Origin of the sequence: Enterobacter sp. LM3 (assembly GCF_046622475.1) — a bacterium.
GTDB lineage: Bacteria > Pseudomonadota > Gammaproteobacteria > Enterobacterales > Enterobacteriaceae > Enterobacter > Enterobacter cloacae_P.
Genome location: NZ_JBJURN010000005.1, coordinates 159,534 through 178,035 on the forward strand (window position 1 = coordinate 159,534; position 18,502 = coordinate 178,035).

The 18,502-nt window shown below is 55.4% G+C and carries 14 protein-coding genes; 12 read left to right on the top strand and 2 right to left on the bottom strand.

Annotated features, from left to right (window positions below):
- The first annotated feature begins 7 nt into the window (after positions 1-7).
- From araB to rluA, 6 genes are all read left to right on the top strand, one after another.
- Positions 8-1,717 (top strand): ribulokinase, encoded by a 1,710-nt coding sequence (araB, locus tag ACJ9N4_RS08445; protein WP_182919393.1) that lies wholly within the window; start codon positions 8-10, stop codon positions 1,715-1,717.
- Positions 1,718-1,727: 10 nt separating this feature from the next.
- Positions 1,728-3,230, top strand: coding sequence for an L-arabinose isomerase (gene araA / locus ACJ9N4_RS08450; protein WP_182273721.1), 1,503 nt, complete (start codon positions 1,728-1,730; stop codon positions 3,228-3,230).
- A 51-nt stretch (positions 3,231-3,281) separates the two neighbouring features.
- Positions 3,282-3,977, top strand: a complete 696-nt coding sequence (araD, locus tag ACJ9N4_RS08455; protein ID WP_182919391.1) for an L-ribulose-5-phosphate 4-epimerase — start codon at positions 3,282-3,284, stop codon at positions 3,975-3,977.
- Between the two features lie 74 nt (positions 3,978-4,051).
- Positions 4,052-6,403, top strand: coding sequence for a DNA polymerase II (gene polB, locus ACJ9N4_RS08460; protein WP_411500407.1), 2,352 nt, complete (start codon positions 4,052-4,054; stop codon positions 6,401-6,403).
- 128 nt (positions 6,404-6,531) lie between these two features.
- On the top strand, positions 6,532-9,438 hold the full coding sequence (gene rapA, locus ACJ9N4_RS08465; protein ID WP_182273719.1) for an RNA polymerase-associated protein RapA: 2,907 nt from the start codon (positions 6,532-6,534) through the stop codon (positions 9,436-9,438).
- Between the two features lie 12 nt (positions 9,439-9,450).
- Complete coding sequence (gene rluA / locus ACJ9N4_RS08470; protein WP_182273718.1) at positions 9,451-10,110, top strand: bifunctional tRNA pseudouridine(32) synthase/23S rRNA pseudouridine(746) synthase RluA; 660 nt, start codon at positions 9,451-9,453, stop codon at positions 10,108-10,110.
- Between the two features lie 30 nt (positions 10,111-10,140).
- On the opposite strand, the gene djlA is transcribed toward rluA, so the two are convergent.
- Complete coding sequence (gene djlA, locus ACJ9N4_RS08475; RefSeq protein WP_182273717.1) at positions 10,141-10,959, bottom strand: co-chaperone DjlA; 819 nt, start codon at positions 10,957-10,959, stop codon at positions 10,141-10,143.
- 239 nt (positions 10,960-11,198) lie between these two features.
- Between djlA and lptD the strand changes: the two genes are divergently transcribed.
- The 6 genes from lptD to apaH are packed head-to-tail and all read left to right on the top strand — an operon-like array spanning position 11,199 to position 17,928.
- Positions 11,199-13,550 (top strand): LPS assembly protein LptD, encoded by a 2,352-nt coding sequence (gene lptD / locus ACJ9N4_RS08480; protein ID WP_411500395.1) that lies wholly within the window; start codon positions 11,199-11,201, stop codon positions 13,548-13,550.
- A 53-nt stretch (positions 13,551-13,603) separates the two neighbouring features.
- Positions 13,604-14,890 carry a peptidylprolyl isomerase SurA gene (gene surA / locus ACJ9N4_RS08485; protein ID WP_182273715.1) on the top strand — a complete coding sequence of 429 codons (1,287 nt, stop codon included), beginning with the start codon at positions 13,604-13,606 and terminating at the stop codon, positions 14,888-14,890.
- Positions 14,890-15,876 carry a 4-hydroxythreonine-4-phosphate dehydrogenase PdxA gene (gene pdxA / locus ACJ9N4_RS08490; RefSeq protein ID WP_411500396.1) on the top strand — a complete coding sequence of 329 codons (987 nt, stop codon included), beginning with the start codon at positions 14,890-14,892 and terminating at the stop codon, positions 15,874-15,876. Before surA ends, pdxA begins: the two co-directional genes overlap by 1 nt.
- Entirely contained in the window at positions 15,873-16,694 is an 822-nt protein-coding gene (gene rsmA, locus ACJ9N4_RS08495; protein WP_182273713.1) for a 16S rRNA (adenine(1518)-N(6)/adenine(1519)-N(6))-dimethyltransferase RsmA, read from the top strand. Before pdxA ends, rsmA begins: the two co-directional genes overlap by 4 nt.
- A 3-nt stretch (positions 16,695-16,697) precedes the next feature.
- A complete protein-coding gene (apaG, locus tag ACJ9N4_RS08500; protein WP_182273712.1) occupies positions 16,698-17,075 on the top strand; it encodes a Co2+/Mg2+ efflux protein ApaG in 378 nt (125 codons plus the stop codon).
- A 4-nt stretch (positions 17,076-17,079) separates the two neighbouring features.
- Positions 17,080-17,928, top strand: a complete 849-nt coding sequence (gene apaH, locus ACJ9N4_RS08505) for a bis(5'-nucleosyl)-tetraphosphatase (symmetrical) ApaH (RefSeq protein WP_182273711.1) — start codon at positions 17,080-17,082, stop codon at positions 17,926-17,928.
- A gap of 39 nt (positions 17,929-17,967) precedes the next feature.
- Here apaH and folA read toward each other — a convergent pair whose 3' ends face one another.
- The gene (folA, locus tag ACJ9N4_RS08510; protein ID WP_008502023.1) at positions 17,968-18,447 is read right to left on the bottom strand and encodes a type 3 dihydrofolate reductase; all 480 of its coding nucleotides are present in this window, start codon (positions 18,445-18,447) and stop codon (positions 17,968-17,970) included.
- Positions 18,448-18,502 lie beyond the last annotated feature (55 nt).

Here is an 18,502-nt window from a genome sequence, read left to right on the forward strand (position 1 = left end):
CAACACAATGGCAATTGCGATTGGCCTCGATTTTGGCAGCGACTCGGTTCGCGCCCTGGCGGTGGACTGTACCCATGGTCAGGAAATAGCAACCAGCGTTGAGTGGTACCCGCGCTGGCAAGAGGGGCGCTACTGCGACGCGCCAAACAACCAGTTCCGTCACCATCCGCGTGACTATATTGAGTCAATGGAAGCGGCAATCAAAACCGTTCTGGCTGAACTGTCTGACGCACAGCGTGCAGAGATTGTCGGGATTGGCGTCGACAGCACCGGCTCAACCCCCGCCCCTGTGGATGCCGAAGGCCGTGTGCTGGCGCTGCGCCCAGAGTTTGCCGACAACCCGAACGCCATGTTCGTGTTGTGGAAAGACCATACCGCCGTCGACGAAGCCGAAGCCATCACCCGTTTATGCCATCAGCCCGGCAAAACCGATTACTCACGCTACATCGGCGGTATTTACTCCAGCGAATGGTTCTGGGCCAAAATTCTGCACGTCACCCGCGCCGACGCCTCGGTGGCGCAGGCTGCAGCATCGTGGATTGAATTGTGTGACTGGGTTCCGGCCCTGCTCTCCGGCACCACTCGCCCGCAGGATATTCGCCGTGGCCGCTGCAGCGCCGGGCATAAATCGCTGTGGCACGAAAGCTGGGGCGGCCTGCCACCCGCAGCGTTCTTCGATGAACTCGATCCAGTCATCAACAAAAATCTGAAATACCCGCTGTTTACCGACACCTTCACCGCCGATATTCCCGTTGGCACGCTCTGTGAAGAGTGGGCAAAGCGCCTCGGTCTGCCGCAGAACGTGGCGATCTCCGGCGGTGCATTTGACTGCCATATGGGTGCAGTCGGCGCAGGCGCACAGCCCAACACGCTGGTGAAAGTCATCGGCACCTCAACCTGCGACATTCTGACGGCGGATAAAGCCACCGTTGGCGACCGTGCGGTGAAAGGTATCTGCGGCCAGGTTGACGGCAGCGTGGTACCGGACGTTATCGGCCTGGAAGCAGGTCAGTCCGCATTTGGCGATATCTACGCCTGGTTTGGCCGCGTGCTGGGCTGGCCGCTGGATCAACTGGCAGCATCGCATCCGGAACTGAAAGCTCAGGTTACCGAGAGCAAAAAACAGCTTCTGCCGCAACTCACCGACGCCTGGGCAAAAAACCCGTCTCTTGATCATCTCCCGGTGGTACTCGACTGGTTCAATGGTCGCCGTACACCGTTCGCTAACCAGCGCCTGAAAGGGGTAATTACCGACCTCAACCTGGCGACCGACGCACCGGCGCTCTTTGGCGGTCTGATTGCGGCCACCGCCTTTGGCGCACGCGCCATTATGGAATGCTTCATCGAACAGGGCATCGACGTGAATAACGTGATGGCGCTGGGCGGCATCGCCCGTAAAAACCCGGTGATCATGCAGGCCTGCTGCGACGTGCTGAACCGTCCGCTGCAGATTGTGGCTTCCGATCAGTGCTGTGCGCTGGGCGCGGCGATTTTTGCTGCCGTCGCTGCAGGTGTTCATGTCGATATCCCGACCGCACAACAGCATATGGCGAGCGCCGTAGAAAATACCCTCCAGCCGCGTGCCCAGCAGGCGCAACGTTTTGAACAGCTTTATCAGCGCTACCAGCAATGGGCAAAAAGCGCCGAACTTCACTATCTCCCTGTCGCCGCCCCGTCAAAACACAGCGCGGACACTACGGCAACCCTGACCCATTAAGGACACGATAATGACCATTTTTAATAATTATGAAGTGTGGTTTGTGATTGGCAGCCAGCATCTGTACGGGCCGGAAGCGCTGCGTCAGGTGACTCAGCATGCAGAACATGTGGTCAACGCGCTGAATGCGGAAGCAAAACTGCCGTGCAAACTGGTACTGAAACCTCTGGGGACGACACCGGACGAGATCACCCACATCTGCCGCGACGCGAACTACGACGACAAATGCGCCGGGATGGTGGTGTGGTTGCACACCTTCTCACCTGCCAAGATGTGGATCAACGGCCTGTCCATCCTCAATAAACCTTTGCTGCAGTTCCACACCCAGTTCAACGCCTCCCTGCCGTGGGACAGCATCGACATGGACTTTATGAACCTGAACCAGACCGCGCACGGCGGCCGTGAGTTTGGCTTTATCGGCGCGCGTATGCGTCAGCAGCATGCGGTCGTAACCGGCCACTGGCAGGATCAGCACGCACAAAAACGTATCGGTTCCTGGATGCGCCAGGCGGTGTCTAAACAGGATACCCGCCACCTGAAAGTGGTGCGTTTTGGCGACAACATGCGTGAAGTGGCAGTGACTGACGGCGATAAAGTTGCCGCACAGATCAAGTTTGGCTTCTCCGTGAACACCTGGGCCGTGGGCGACCTGGTGCAGGTGGTGAACGAAATCAGCGATGGCGACGTAAGCGCGCTGGTTGATGAATACGAAAGCAGCTACCGCCTGACCGCTGCCGCACAGATCCACGGTGACAAACGTCAGAACGTGCTGGATGCGGCGCGCATTGAGCTGGGGATGAAACGCTTCCTGGAACAGGGCGGCTTCCACGCCTTCACCACCACCTTTGAAGACCTCCACGGCCTGAAACAGCTGCCAGGTCTGGCCGTACAACGTCTGATGCAGCAAGGCTACGGCTTTGCCGGCGAAGGCGACTGGAAAACTGCCGCTCTGCTTCGCATCATGAAAGTGATGTCAACCGGTCTGCAGGGCGGCACCTCCTTTATGGAGGACTACACCTACCATTTCGAAAATGGCAACGACCTGGTGCTCGGTTCGCACATGCTGGAAGTGTGCCCTTCGATCGCCGTCGAAGAGAAACCGATCCTCGACGTGCAGTACCTCGGCATTGGCGGAAAAGCGGATCCGGCACGTCTGATCTTCAACACCCGTACCGGCCCTGCCATCAACGCCAGCCTGATCGACCTGGGCGATCGTTTCCGCCTGCTGGTGAACTGTGTGGATGCCGTGGAAACACCACATTCACTGCCAAAACTGCCGGTCGCGAACGCCCTGTGGAAAGCACAACCTGACCTGCCAACCGCCTCCGAGGCCTGGATCGTGGCCGGTGGTGCGCACCACACCGTCTTCAGCCACGCGCTGGATCTCAACGACATGCGTCAGTTCGCCGAGCTACACGATATCGAATTGACCGTAATTGATAACGATACCCGCCTGCCAGCCTTCAAAGACACCTTGCGCTGGAACGAAGTGTATTACGGTTCAAAACGTTAACAGGGGGATTTTTGGCCTGCCGCAGGCGGGCCACTTTTCCTGGAGGATTGCATGTTAGAAGATCTCAAACGTCAGGTACTTGAAGCCAACCTGGCGCTGCCGAAACATAACCTGGTGACGCTGACCTGGGGCAACGTCAGCGCCGTTGACCGCGAAAAGGGCGTGCTCGTTATCAAGCCTTCCGGCGTCGATTACACGGTAATGACCGCCGAGGATATGGTGGTGGTCAGTATTGCGACTGGCGAAGTGGTGGAAGGCAAGAAAAAGCCCTCTTCCGATACGCCAACCCATCGCCTGCTGTATCAGTCATTCCCGACGATTGGAGGCATCGTTCATACCCATTCACGCCATGCCACCATCTGGGCGCAGGCCGGTCAGTCCATTCCGGCCACCGGCACCACGCACGCGGACTACTTTTACGGCACCATTCCCTGCACGCGCTTAATGACCGATGCGGAGATCAATGGCGAGTATGAGTGGGAAACCGGTAACGTTATCGTTGAAACCTTTGAAAAACAGGGTATCGATGCGGCGCAGATGCCTGGCGTGCTGGTGCACTCTCACGGCCCGTTTGCGTGGGGCAAAAATGCCGAAGATGCCGTGCATAATGCCATCGTGCTCGAAGAAATTGCCTATATGGGGATCTTCTGCCGCCAACTGGCACCGCAACTTCCGGATATGCAGCAAACCCTGCTGGATAAACATTACCTGCGTAAACACGGTGCGAAGGCGTATTACGGGCAATAAGCTGTATATATACCCAGCATAAAATATTCAACCAGGCTATAATCATGCCTGGTTTTGTTTTATGGGGTGACGGCGTGGCGCAAGCAGGTTTTTTACTGACCCGACACTGGCGGGATACGCCTTCCGGGACAGAAGTCGAATTCTGGCTGGCGACGGATAACGGCCCGCTGCAGGTGACGCTGCCGCCGCAGGAGTCCGTGGCTTTTATTCCTGAAGCTCACGTTGAGAAAGTGAAACAGTTGCTGCGCGGTGAAAACGGCTGGCGTATCACCCCACTTGCGCTAAAAGATTTCCACCGCCAGCCGGTGTATGGCCTGTACTGTCGCGCCCACCGTCAGTTGATGCGCTATGAAAAACTGCTGCGCGAAGCGGGCATTACGCTTTACGAAGCCGACATCCGCCCGCCGGAACGTTTCCTGATGGAGCGGTTTATCACCGCCCCTGTTTGGGTGGATGGCACCACGCAAAACGGCAGGCTTATCAACGCACGTCTGAAACCCAACCCGAATTATCGCCCGCCGCTGAAGTGGGTCTCGCTGGATATTGAAACGACCCGTCACGGTGAGCTGTACTGCATCGGCCTTGAAGGCTGCGGACAGCGGGTTGTCTATATGCTCGGGCCACCAAATGGCGATGCCACTGACCTCAATTTTCAGCTTGAGTATGTCAATAGCCGACCGCAACTGCTGGAGAAACTAAACCAGTGGTTTGCCGATCACGATCCCGATGTATTGATCGGCTGGAACGTCGTGCAGTTCGACCTGCGCGTCCTGCAAAAACATGCCGAGCGGTACCGTATTCCGCTGATGCTGGGGCGCGGTAATACCGAACTGGAGTGGCGTGAACATGGCTTTAAAAACGACGTATTCTTCGCGCAGGCCAATGGCCGTCTGATTATCGACGGTATTGAAGCGCTGAAATCCGCCTTCTGGAATTTCTCCTCTTTCTCCCTGGAAACCGTCGCGCAGGAGCTGCTCGGCGAGGGTAAATCCATCGACAACCCGTGGGACAGAATGGACGAGATAGACCGGCGCTTTAACGAAGACAAGCCGGCACTTGCCACCTATAACCTGAAAGATTGCGAGCTGGTGACGCAGATTTTTCACAAAACCGAGATCATGCCCTTCCTGCTGGAGCGTGCGACGGTCAACGGCCTCGCCGCCGACAGACACGGCGGCTCCGTGGCGGCGTTTAGCCACCTCTATTTTCCCCGTATGCACCGGGCAGGATATGTCGCGCCCAACCTCGGAGATGTGCCGCCGCAGGCCAGCCCCGGCGGTTATGTGATGGATTCCCGCCCGGGACTGTATGACTCGGTGCTGGTGCTGGACTACAAAAGCCTCTACCCGTCAATTATCCGTACCTTCCTGATCGACCCGGTAGGGCTGGTTGAGGGCATGGCTCAGCCAGACGATGCCCACAGCACTGAAGGCTTTCTCGGCGCGCGTTTCTCGCGCGAGAAGCACTGCCTGCCAGAAATAGTGGGGCAAATCTGGTACGGTCGTGACGAAGCCAAACGGCACAGCAACAAACCCCTTTCCCAGGCGCTGAAAATCATCATGAATGCCTTTTACGGCGTGCTGGGCACCAGCGCCTGTCGCTTCTTTGATCCGCGTCTGGCGTCATCAATCACCATGCGCGGGCACGACATCATGCGCCAGACCAAAGCGCTGATTGAGTCCCGGGGTTATGACGTCATCTACGGCGACACGGATTCCACCTTTGTGTGGCTGAAAGAGACACACTCAGAAGACGATGCCGCACTCATCGGCAAACAGCTGGTCGCTTTCGTGAACGACTGGTGGCGTGAACATTTGCAAAAAGAGCGCTTAACCAGTGCATTAGAGCTGGAATTTGAAACCCATTTCAGCCGTTTTTTGATGCCCACGATTCGTGGCACCGATCAGGGCAGCAAAAAGCGCTATGCCGGGTTGATTCAGGAAGGTGACAAGCAGCGGATGGTGTTTAAAGGACTGGAGACGGTGCGTACCGACTGGACGCCGCTGGCACAGCAGTTCCAGCAAACGCTGTATCTGCGGGTGTTTCGCAATGAACCCTACCAGGACTACGTACGCGAGACGATAGCCAGCCTGATGGCGGGTGAGCTGGATGGCCAGTTGGTGTACCGCAAACGCCTGCGCCGTCCGCTGACTGAATACCAGCGTAATGTCCCGCCACACGTACGTGCAGCCCGTCTGGCGGACGAAGAAAACGTGCGCCGGGGCCGCGCGCCGCAGTATCAAAACCGGGGCACCATCAGGTATGTCTGGACCACCAGCGGCCCGGAACCTGTTGATTATCAGCAATCACCTCTGGATTACGAGCACTACCTGACGCGCCAGCTTCAGCCGGTTGCGGATGGAATTTTGCCCTTTATCGACGACGATTTTGCTACACTAGTGACAGGGCAACTTGGCCTATTTTGACGCGTGACGAAATCGTTGCCATCCAGTACCATAGCGCCCTTTCCATTCCCGGACCCATTTTTTGATGACCGTCTTTTTTGACGGTGGTCGAACTATTGCCTGCAATTAAAGATTAGAGCCGAACATATATGCCTTTTACACTTGGTCAACGCTGGATCAGCGATACAGAAAGCGAACTTGGACTGGGAACTGTGGTTGCAGTCGATGCGCGCATGGTCACCCTCCTTTTCCCTGCCACTGGTGAAAACCGCCTGTACGCTCGCAATGACTCCCCTGTTACCCGTGTGATGTTCAACCCGGGCGACACCGTGACCAGCCATGATGGCTGGCAGCTGAAGGTTGAAGACGTAAAAGAAGAGAATGGACTGCTCGCCTACATCGGCACTCGTCTGGATACCGACGAGGCCGATGTCATCCTGCGCGAAGTGCTGCTCGACAGCAAACTGGTCTTCAGTAAGCCGCAGGATCGCCTGTTTGCCGGGCAAATCGACCGCATGGACCGCTTCTCCCTGCGCTATCGCGCACGTAAGTTCCAGAGTGAACAGTACCGCATGCCGTGGAGCGGCCTGCGTGGTCAACGCACCAGCCTGATCCCACACCAGCTGAATATTGCCCATGACGTGGGCCGTCGCCATGCGCCTCGCGTGTTACTGGCAGACGAGGTCGGCCTGGGTAAAACCATTGAAGCAGGCATGATCCTGCATCAACAGCTGCTTTCCGGCGCGGCCGAACGCGTGCTGATTGTGGTACCGGAAACCCTGCAGCACCAGTGGCTGGTGGAAATGCTGCGCCGCTTTAACCTGCGCTTCTCGCTGTTTGACGACGAGCGTTATGCCGAAGCACAGCACGACGCTGACAACCCGTTTGAAACAGAACAGCTGGTGATTTGCTCCCTGGACTTCGTCCGCCGCAGCAAGCAGCGCCTTGAGCACCTGTGTGATGCGGAATGGGATTTGATGGTGGTCGATGAAGCGCACCACCTGGTCTGGAGCGAAGAGGCCCCAAGCCGCGAATACATGGCGATTGAACAACTTGCCGAGCGCGTACCTGGCGTCCTGCTGCTGACGGCAACGCCAGAGCAGCTGGGTCTGGAGAGCCACTTTGCGCGTCTGCGCCTGCTTGACCCAAACCGTTTCCACGATTTTGAGCAGTTTGTTGAAGAGCAGAAAAACTACCGTCCGGTCGCTGATGCCGTTGCGTTGTTGCTGGCAGGTAACCGCCTTTCTAATGACGAACTGAATACCCTGAGCGATCTGATTGGCGAGCAGGATATCGAACCGTTGCTGCAGGCGGCCAACAGTGACGGTGACAACGCCGAATCTGCACGCAAAGAGCTTGTCGATATGCTGATGGACAGGCACGGCACCAGCCGCGTGCTGTTCCGTAACACCCGTAACGGCGTGAAAGGCTTCCCGAAACGCGAACTGCACACCATCAAGCTGCCGCTGCCGACCCAGTATCAGACGGCCATTAAAGTGTCCGGCATTATGGGGGCACGCAAAACGCAGGAAGAGCGCGCACGCGACATGCTCTACCCGGAGCAGATCTACCAGGAATTTGAAGGTGATACCGGAACCTGGTGGAACTTCGACCCGCGCGTTGAGTGGCTGATGGGTTATTTGACCGCTCACCGCTCCCAGAAAGTGCTGGTGATCTGCGCTAAAGCAGCCACCGCGCTGCAGCTGGAGCAGGTTCTGCGCGAACGCGAAGGTATTCGCGCCGCCGTGTTCCACGAAGGGATGTCGATTGTCGAGCGTGACCGTGCGGCAGCCTGGTTCGGTGAAGAAGACAGCGGCGCACAGGTTCTGCTGTGTTCTGAAATCGGTTCTGAAGGCCGTAACTTCCAGTTTGCCAGCAACCTGGTGATGTTCGATCTGCCGTTTAACCCGGATCTGCTGGAACAGCGTATCGGCCGTCTGGATCGTATCGGTCAGGCGCACGATATTCAGATCCACGTCCCGTATCTGGAAAAAACCGCCCAGTCCGTTCTGGTACGCTGGTTCCACGAAGGTCTGGATGCGTTTGAACACACTTGCCCAACCGGCCGCACAATTTACGATCAGGTGCATTCCGATCTGATCGCGTACCTGGCTGCACCGGAAAGCAGCGACGGATTCGATGAGCTGATCAAATCCTGCCGCGAGAAGCACGATGCGCTGAAAGCACAGCTGGAACAGGGGCGCGACCGCCTGCTGGAGATCCACTCCAACGGCGGCGAAAAAGCGCAGGCACTGGCTGAAAGCATTGAAGAGCAGGATGATGACACCAGCCTGATCAGCTTCTCCATGAACCTGTTCGACATCGTCGGCATTAACCAGGACGATCGTGGCGAGAACATGATCGTTCTGACCCCGTCCGATCATATGCTGGTACCGGATTTCCCTGGCCTGCCGGAAGATGGCTGCACCATCACCTTTGAACGTGATGTGGCGCTGTCCCGCGAAGATGCCCAGTTTATTACCTGGGAGCACCCGCTGATCCGCAATGGACTGGATCTGATCCTCTCTGGCGACACCGGCAGCAGTACCATTTCGCTGCTGAAGAACAAAGCGCTGCCAGTGGGTACTCTGCTGGTGGAGCTGATCTACGTTGTGGAAGCGCAGGCACCAAAACAGCTGCAGCTCACCCGCTTCCTGCCGCCAACGCCAGTGCGTCTGCTGCTGGATAAAAACGGCACCAACCTGGCAGCCCAGGTCGAGTTCGAAAGCTTTAACCGTCAGCTGAGCGCGGTAAACCGCCATACGGGCAGCAAGCTGGTCAACGCGGTACAGCAGGACGTACACGCCATTCTGCAACTGGGCGAAACCCAGGTAGAAAAAGCGGCCAGAGCGCTGATTGATGCCGCACGCACCGAAGCCGACGAGAAACTCTCTGCGGAGCTGTCACGTCTGGAAGCGTTGAAGGCGGTGAACCCAAACATCCGTGACGATGAACTGGCTGCAATCGAAAGTAACCGTCAGCAGGTGCTGGAAAGCCTGAATCAGGCAAGCTGGCGTCTGGATGCCCTGCGTCTTATCGTTGTGACGCATCAGTAAACGGAGCGCAAGATGGTAATGGAGCCCTACAATCCACCGATGGATCCCTGGCTGGTCATTCTGTATCAGGATGAACACATCATGGTGGTCAACAAGCCGAGCGGCCTGTTGTCCGTGCCGGGGCGACTGGATGAGCACAAAGACAGCGTGATGACGCGTATTCAGCGTGATTATCCTCAGGCTGAGTCCGTTCACCGACTGGACATGGCCACCAGCGGCGTGATTGTGGTGGCTCTGAACAAAGAGGCGGAACGCGAGCTGAAGCGTCAGTTCCGCGAGCGCGAGCCGAAAAAGCAGTATGTCGCGCGTGTCTGGGGCCACCCGGCACAAGCGGAAGGACTGGTGGATTTACCGCTGATTTGTGACTGGCCTAACCGCCCGAAGCAGAAAGTCTGTTATGAAACCGGCAAGGCTGCCCAAACCGAATATGAAGTGCTGGAGTACGCGCCGGATAACACCGCGCGCGTCTTGCTGAAGCCGATCACCGGACGCTCACACCAGCTGCGCGTGCATATGCTCGCGCTGGGTCACCCGATTCTGGGAGACCGTTTCTACGCCCCGCCAGAAGCGCTGGCGATGGCGAGCCGTTTGCAGCTGCATGCGCAAACGCTCACCATTACCCATCCGGTTTTTGGTAACGCCATGACGTTTAAAGCCCCGGTGGACTTCTAAAAAAATGGCCCGACGCTGTCGGGCCATTTTTTATTTAAAACCTTTCTGCTCTTTAATCAGCTCATACGCTTTCTGGATTTCCTGCGCTTTTTGCTTCGCCATCTCCATCATCTCTGGCGGTAAACCTTTCGCCACCAGTTTGTCCGGGTGATGTTCACTCATCAGCTTACGATAGGCGCGCTTGATGGTGGTGGCATCATCCGTTGGCTTCACGCCGAGCACGTTACAGGCATCTTCCAGCGTCGGGCCACGCTGTGCCTGCTGCCAGCCGCCGCCAGACGACTGCTGTTGCTGATAGCCACCGCCAAACTGTGCGCCACCCTGCATCATGCGCAGGAACTGGTCGAACTGCATGCGGGAGATCCCCAGCTCTTCGGCAATGACATATAACACATCACGTTCATTGGGATGAAGGGAACCGTCCGCGAACGCCGCCTGAATTTGGATCTCCAGAAACATCCGAATTAAATCAAAACGGCCAAAACAAATGCTGCGGAACTGACGCATTTTTTCGCGCAGTGGATAGTTATCAGATTTACCGATACGAAACGCATTTTGCGCCGCCAGACGTGACTCGCCGTGCAGATTCATACGATCCATAAAAACGCTGGCGATCTGGATATCCGCCTCGGTCACACGTCCTTTTGACTTGGTTAAGTGCCCCATCACCTCAAAAGTGGTGGAGAAAAACAGCGCCTGACGCTCGCGCTGGTTGGCAAACCAGGCCATTTTGCGACTGCGTGCCTTATCAAACATATGACCGATAATGAGGCCCAGTACGATCCCCCAGAACCCGGCACCCATCATTATTGCGAACGCAACGCCGATTATTTTACCCCAATACTGCATATACTCCCCGGATAGTCATGTTCCTGGTCGACGCAACGCCATCATCACCGTGGTCAAGCCGCGGTCAATTGAAGGACATCGCCTATAATTTGCTTTATCATACTCGTCATTCGATAGCGAGCCTAACACTCTGGCGCGCAAACGGGCAGGATTAACGCTGGTACTGCGCTGATGAGTAAGATAGTCTCTGAGCGTTTGTAAGCCGTAGCCACTGATGACGGAACAATAAAATATAACGTATGAAAAAACGTATCCCCACCCTCCTGGCCACTATGATTGGCTCCGCCCTGTATAGCCATCAGGGGCTGGCTGCCGATCTCGCCTCGCAGTGTATGCTTGGCATCCCAAGTTATAATCGCCCACTGGTGCAAGGCGATACAAATAACTTGCCGGTAACCATTACAGCCGACAGCTCAAAAGGTACTTATCCTGACAATGCGACCTTTACGGGCAATGTCGATATTAACCAGGGCAATAGCCGTCTGCAGGCCGACGAAGTGCAGCTGCACCAGAAGCAGCCGGAAGGCGCTGTTGAACCTGTTCGTACCGTCGATGCGCTGGGTAATGTGCACTATGACGACAATCAGGTCATTCTGAAAGGTCCGAAAGCCTGGTCCAACCTGAACACCAAAGATACCAACGTCTGGGAAGGTGATTACCAGATGGTGGGTCGTCAGGGGCGTGGTAAAGCAGACCTGATGAAACAGCGCGGCGAAAACCGCTATACAATCCTGGAAAACGGCACCTTTACCTCATGTCTGCCGGGTTCCAACACCTGGAGCGTCGTGGGCAGCGAAGTTATCCACGACCGCGAAGAACAGGTTGCAGAGATCTGGAACGCCCGTTTTAAACTCGGTCCGGTACCTGTTTTCTATAGCCCTTACATGCAGCTTCCGGTAGGCGACAAACGTCGCTCAGGTTTCCTGATCCCCAATGCCAAATACAGCACCACGAACTACTTTGAGTTCTACCTGCCGTATTACTGGAACATCGCGCCCAACATGGACGCCACGATTACGCCGCACTATATCCACAAGCGCGGCAATATCATGTGGGAAAACGAATTCCGTTACCTGACTCAGGCGGGTACAGGTCTGATGGAACTGGATTACCTGCCATCAGATAAAGTCTTCCAGGATGAACATCCGACCGAAGGCGATAAACACCGCTGGATGTACTACTGGCGTCATGCCGGGGTAATGGACCAGGTCTGGCGTTTTAACGTTGACTACACCAAGGTCAGCGATCCGTATTATTTCAACGACTTTGACTCTAAATACGGTTCCAGTACTGACGGCTATGCCACGCAGATATTCAGTGCTGGCTATGCCATCCAGAATTTTAACGCGACCGTGTCGACCAAACAGTTCCAGGTCTTTAACACCCAGACCTCGAGCACCTACGGTGCTGAACCGCAACTGGACGTGAACTGGTACCAGAATGACGTCGGGCCGTTCGACACCCGTATTTACGGCCAGGCAGTGCATTTTGTTAACACCAATTCCAACATGCCAGAAGCCACGCGTGTACACCTGGAGCCAGTCATTAGTTTACCGTGGTCTAACGACTGGGCGAGCCTGAACACCGAAGCCAAGCTGATGGCAACCCACTATCAGCAAAAGAATGTTGATGATTACAACACCACCAATAATGCGCATCTTGAAGAGTCGGTAAACCGTACGCTGCCGCAGTTCAAGATGGATGGTAAACTGATTTTCGAACGCGATATGGCAATGCTGGCCGAAGGGTATACCCAGACGCTTGAACCACGTATGCAGTACCTGTACGTCCCTTATCGCGACCAAAGTAACATCAATAACTATGACTCTTCGTTACTGCAGTCAGACTACAGCGGTCTGTTCCGCGACCGTACCTACGGCGGTCTTGACCGTATCGCATCAGCGAACCAGTTAACGACAGGGGTCACAACGCGCGTTTATGATGAATCCGCCGTTGAACGTTTTAACGTTTCTGTTGGTCAAATCTACTATTTCACCGAGTCTCGCACTGGTGATGACAACATTAACTGGGAGAAAGACAACAAAACGGGTTCACTGGTTTGGGCTGGCGACACCTACTGGCGCATGACCGACCGTTGGGGTTTACGCGGCGGTGTGCAGTACGATACGCGTCTTGACAATATTGCGACAAGCAGCGCGGCGATCGAATATCGTCGTGATGAAGACCGCATGGTGCAGTTAACGTATCGTTATGCCAGCCCGGAATATATCCAGGCAACTCTGCCGAACTATTCCACCGCAGAGCAGTATAAAAACGGGATTTCACAGGTCGGTGGAGCAGCAAGTTGGCCAATCGCGGATCGCTGGTCAATCGTCGGTGCCTACTACTTTGACACAAATGCCAATAAATCAGCTGACCAGATGTTGGGTCTGCAATATAACTCCTGCTGTTACGCGATTCGTTTCGGCTACGAACGTAAGCTTAACGGCTGGGATACTACAAACAATCAGAGCAAATACGATAACGTGATTGGCTTTAACGTCGAGTTACGCGGCCTGAGTTCCAACTACGGTCTGGGCACTCAGAAGATGCTACGCTCGAACATTCTGCCGTACCGTACTTCTTTGTAATGTGCTTGATTTGCAACGTAATCCGCTCTGCGGTTAATTGAAATGGAAAAAGTATGAAGAACTGGAAAACGCTGCTGCTTGGTGTCGCTTTAGTTGCGAATACCAGCTTCGCGGCCCCCCAGGTTGTTGATAAAGTCGCCGCAGTGGTTAACAACGGCGTCGTACTTGAAAGTGACGTTGACGGCTTGATGAAATCTGTAAAGCTCAACTCGGGCGAAGCAGGGCAGCAACTTCCGGATGACGCAACGCTGCGCCACCAGATCCTGGAACGTCTGATCATGGATCAGATTATCCTGCAAATGGGTCAGAAAATGGGGGTGAAAGTCAGTGACGCGCAGCTCGATCAGGCGATCGCTAACATCGCGAAGCAGAACAACATGAGCATGGATCAGATGCGCAGTCGTCTGGCCCATGATGGCATCAGCTATGCCACCTACCGTAATCAGATCCGCAAAGAGATGCTGATTTCGGAAGTGCGTAACAATGAAGTACGCCGCCGCGTCACTATTCTGCCTCAGGAAGTGGATGCTCTGGCAAAACAGGTGGGTAACCAGAATGATGCCAGCACAGAACTGAACCTGAGCCACATCCTGATCCCACTGCCAGAGAACCCAACGTCCGATCAGGCCGCTGAAGCAGAAAGCCAGGCGCGTTCTATCGTTGATCAGGCACGTAAGGGTGGTGACTTCGGCAAACTGGCCATCACCTACTCTGCAGACCAGCAGGCGCTGAAAGGCGGCCAGATGGGCTGGGGACGTATTCAGGAGCTGCCATCCATCTTTGCTCAGGCGCTGAGCACGGCGAAGAAAGGCGACATTGTCGGTCCAATTCGCTCTGGTGTGGGCTTCCACATCCTGAAAGTGAACGATCTGCGCGGTCAGAGCCAGAGCATTTCCGTCACGGAAGTGCATGCTCGCCACATCCTTATGAAGCCGTCACCAATTATGACGGACGACCAGGCACGTGCGAAGCTGGAACAGATTGCAGCCGACATCAAGAGTGGTAAAACCTCCTTTGCGAATGCAGCAAAAGAGTTCTCTCAGGATCCCGGCTCTGCTAACCAGGGCGGCGATCTGGGCTGGGCAGCAGCAGATATCTACGATCCTGCGTTCCGCGATGCGTTGATGAAGCTGAATAAAGGCCAGATGAGCGCGCCGGTACATTCCTCCTTTGGCTGGCATCTGATCGAGCTGATGGACGCCCGCAACGTCGATAAAACGGACGCGGCCCAGAAAGACAGAGCCTACCGTATGCTGTTTAACCGTAAGTTCTCTGAAGAAGTGGCAACCTGGATGCAGGAACAACGCGCCAGCGCTTACGTGAAAATACTGAGCAACTAATGAAACAGCATCGTGTTGTTATCACTCCCGGCGAACCCGCCGGGATTGGGCCTGACCTCGTTGTCCAGCTCGCCCAGCGCAGCTGGCCGGTAGAACTGGTCGTCTGTGCAGATGCAACACTGTTACAAGACCGGGCAAAACTGCTCGGTCTGCCTTTGACGCTCATCCCGTACGTTGAAGGTCAACAGCCCACTCCGCAACAGGCAGGCACGCTCACGCTGCTTTCAGTCCCGCTTCGAACTCCCGTCGTACCCGGTCAGCTCAGCACGGAAAACAGTCACTACGTTGTCGACACGCTGGCACGCGCCTGTGACGGTTGCCTGAAGGGCGAATTTGCCGCGCTGGTGACTGGCCCCGTGCACAAAGGCGTCATCAACGAAGCTGGCATACCGTTTACCGGACACACCGAGTTCTTTGAAGAGCGCTCGCACAGCCCGAAAGTGGTGATGATGCTGGCAACGGAAGCGATGCGCGTTGCGCTGGTAACGACCCATCTGCCCATCAAAGCCATTCCTGATGCCATCACCCCTGAACTCCTGCGTGAGATCATCGGGATCTTGCATCATGATCTGCAGACCAAATTTGGCATTAAGCAGCCGCACGTGCTGGTCTGCGGCCTGAATCCGCATGCCGGTGAAGGCGGGCACATGGGGACGGAAGAGATCGATACCATTATTCCGGTGCTCGACGAAATGCGGGCGAAAGGGATGAACTTAAGTGGGCCACTGCCTGCAGACACCCTTTTCCAGCCTAAATACCTGGATAATGCCGATGCTGTGCTCGCGATGTACCACGATCAGGGCCTGCCCGTGCTAAAATACCAGGGCTTTGGCCGTGGCGTGAATATCACCCTCGGTTTACCTTTTATTCGAACGTCCGTTGACCACGGTACTGCGCTGGATCTGGCAGGTCTGGGAAAAGCGGATGTCGGCAGTTTTATTACGGCGCTTAATCTCGCCATCAAAATGATTGTTAATACTCAATGACTAATCGAGTCCATCAGGGCCACTTAGCCCGTAAACGCTTCGGGCAAAACTTCCTCAACGATCAGTTCGTGATCGACAGTATCGTGTCTGCCATTAATCCGCAGAAAGGCCAGGCAATGGTCGAAATCGGCCCAGGTCTTGCCGCACTGACCGAACCCGTTGGTGAACGTCTGGACGAACTGACCGTTATCGAACTCGACCGGGATCTCGCTGCTCGCCTGCAAACGCACCCGTTCCTGGGGCCGAAGCTGACTATTTATCAGCAGGATGCCATGACCATGAACTTCGGCGAACTGTCAGCAAAAATGGGCCAGCCGTTGCGCGTGTTTGGTAACCTGCCCTACAACATCTCCACTCCGCTGATGTTCCACCTGTTTAGCTATACTGATGCCATTGCCGACATGCACTTCATGTTGCAAAAAGAGGTTGTTAACCGTCTGGTTGCAGGGCCGAACAGTAAAGCGTATGGTCGTTTAAGCGTGATGGCACAATATTTCTGCAATGTGATCCCGGTGCTCGAAGTACCGCCATCAGCCTTCACACCACCACCGAAAGTGGACTCTGCGGTTGTGCGTCTTGTACCGCATAAAACGATGCCGTACCCGGTCAAAGACCTGCGCGTACTGAGCCGCATTACCACAGAAGCCTTTAACCAGCGCCGTAAAACGATCCGTAACAGCCTGGGCAATCTGTTTACCGTTGAAGTGTTAACTGAGTTGGGTATCGACCCGGCAATGCGTGCAGAAAATATTTCCGTAGAACAGTACTGCAAGCTGGCTAATTACATCAGTGAAAATGCGCCTCCGAAGGAGAGTTAAGCCATGATTGATTCGCCCCGCGTATGTGTCCATGTACAAAGCGTCTATGTTGAGTCCCAGTCTTCACCGGATGATGAACGTTTTGTCTTTGCTTACACCGTGACCATTCGCAATCTGGGGCGGATGCCTGTGCAACTGCTTGGGCGTTACTGGCTTATCACCAACGGCAATGGCCGCGAAATTGAAGTTCAGGGCGAGGGTGTGGTCGGTGAACAACCCCATATCGCCCCTGGCGAAGAGTATCAGTACACCAGCGGCGCGGTGATTGAAACGCCGCTGGGTACTATGCAGGGCCATTATGAGATGGTCGACATCGATGGCAATCCGTTCCGCATTGCTATTCCTGTATTCCGTCTCGCCGTTACAACACTCATTCACTAATCCAATGTCTACATATCTGATTGGCGACGTTCACGGTTGCTACGATGAACTGATCGCATTATTAAAACAGGTCGACTTCACGCCAGGACAAGATATGCTCTGGCTGACGGGCGATTTAGTTGCGCGCGGCCCAGGCTCCCTTGATGTTTTGCGCTTCGTAAAATCACTGGGCGACAGCGTACGTATGGTGCTGGGCAATCACGATCTGCATCTGCTGGCGGTTTTCGCCGGGATCAGCCGTAACAAGCCTAAAGACAGGCTCTCTACGCTGCTGGATGCACCAGATGCCGATGACCTGCTCAACTGGCTACGCCGCCAGCCGCTACTGCAGATCGATGAAGAGAAAAAACTGATCATGGCACATGCCGGGATCACCCCTCAGTGGGATCTCGAAACGGCAAAAATCTGCGCGCGTGACGTTGAGGCGGTCCTGGCAAGCGACTCTTATCCTTTCTTCCTCGATGCCATGTACGGTGATATGCCGAACCACTGGAGCGAAGATCTCAGCGGTCTGGCACGTCTGCGTTTTATCACTAACGCCTTCACGCGCATGCGTTTTTGCTTCCCGAACGGGCAGCTGGATATGTACTGCAAAGACACGCCAGACAGCGCACCTGCGCCGCTCAAACCGTGGTTTGCTATCCCAGGGCCCGTCACAAACGAGTACAGCGTGGTGTTTGGTCACTGGGCGGCGCTTGAAGGTAAAGGCACCCCGGAGGGGATCTACGGTCTTGATACCGGATGCTGCTGGGGCGGGGATTTGACCTGCTTACGCTGGGAAGATAAAGCTTACTTTGTTCAGCCGTCCAACCGGCAGCTGGACTTAGGAGAAAGTGAGGCGGTCGCCTCCTGAAGGATCCCCTCTCCCCTATGGGGAGAGGGTTAGAGAGACTTAGCGACGTTCCAGAATCTCGAAGCAGTAGCTGTGTGAGTTCTGCGCATCCGCGTCGTGGAATTCGCTGAACACAGATTCCCACTCATCTGGATCGTAATCCGGGAAATGAGTATCCCCTTCCACTTCCGCATCAATGTGAGTCAGATACAGCTTCTGCGCTTTTGGCAGAAATTGTTCGTACACACGACCGCCACCGATCACCATGATCTCTTCGGCATTACCACATGCAGCAATGGCCTCGTCGACGGATTTTACCCATTCGACGCGATCGTCAGTGCCTGGCTGGCTACTGATCACGATGTTCTTACGTCCTGGCAGTGGGCGACCAATCGACTCCCAGGTCAGGCGGCCCATCACTACCGGCTTGTTTAACGTTGTACGTTTAAACCATGCGAGATCGGCAGGCAGGTTCCACGGCATGGCATTTTCCATGCCGATAACGCGGTCTACCGCCAGCGCGGCAATCAGACTGATCATTGAAAATTTCCCGGATGCAAAAAATTGCCGCCACTATACGGAAAGCTTAATCTTT

Excerpts from the sequence above, each read along its gene's own strand:
- araB (WP_182919393.1), top strand. The coding sequence starts at position 8 with ATGGCAATTGCGATTGGCCTCGATTTTGGCAGCGACTCGGTTCGCGCC.
- araA (WP_182273721.1), top strand. The coding sequence starts at position 1,728 with ATGACCATTTTTAATAATTATGAAGTGTGGTTTGTGATTGGCAGCCAG.
- araD (WP_182919391.1), top strand. The coding sequence starts at position 3,282 with ATGTTAGAAGATCTCAAACGTCAGGTACTTGAAGCCAACCTGGCGCTG.
- rapA (WP_182273719.1), top strand. The coding sequence starts at position 6,532 with ATGCCTTTTACACTTGGTCAACGCTGGATCAGCGATACAGAAAGCGAA.
- rluA (WP_182273718.1), top strand. The coding sequence starts at position 9,451 with ATGGTAATGGAGCCCTACAATCCACCGATGGATCCCTGGCTGGTCATT.
- djlA (WP_182273717.1), bottom strand. The coding sequence starts at position 10,959 with ATGCAGTATTGGGGTAAAATAATCGGCGTTGCGTTCGCAATAATGATG.
- lptD (WP_411500395.1), top strand. The coding sequence starts at position 11,199 with ATGAAAAAACGTATCCCCACCCTCCTGGCCACTATGATTGGCTCCGCC.
- surA (WP_182273715.1), top strand. The coding sequence starts at position 13,604 with ATGAAGAACTGGAAAACGCTGCTGCTTGGTGTCGCTTTAGTTGCGAAT.
- pdxA (WP_411500396.1), top strand. The coding sequence starts at position 14,890 with ATGAAACAGCATCGTGTTGTTATCACTCCCGGCGAACCCGCCGGGATT.
- rsmA (WP_182273713.1), top strand. The coding sequence starts at position 15,873 with ATGACTAATCGAGTCCATCAGGGCCACTTAGCCCGTAAACGCTTCGGG.
- apaG (WP_182273712.1), top strand. The coding sequence starts at position 16,698 with ATGATTGATTCGCCCCGCGTATGTGTCCATGTACAAAGCGTCTATGTT.
- apaH (WP_182273711.1), top strand. The coding sequence starts at position 17,080 with ATGTCTACATATCTGATTGGCGACGTTCACGGTTGCTACGATGAACTG.
- folA (WP_008502023.1), bottom strand. The coding sequence starts at position 18,447 with ATGATCAGTCTGATTGCCGCGCTGGCGGTAGACCGCGTTATCGGCATG.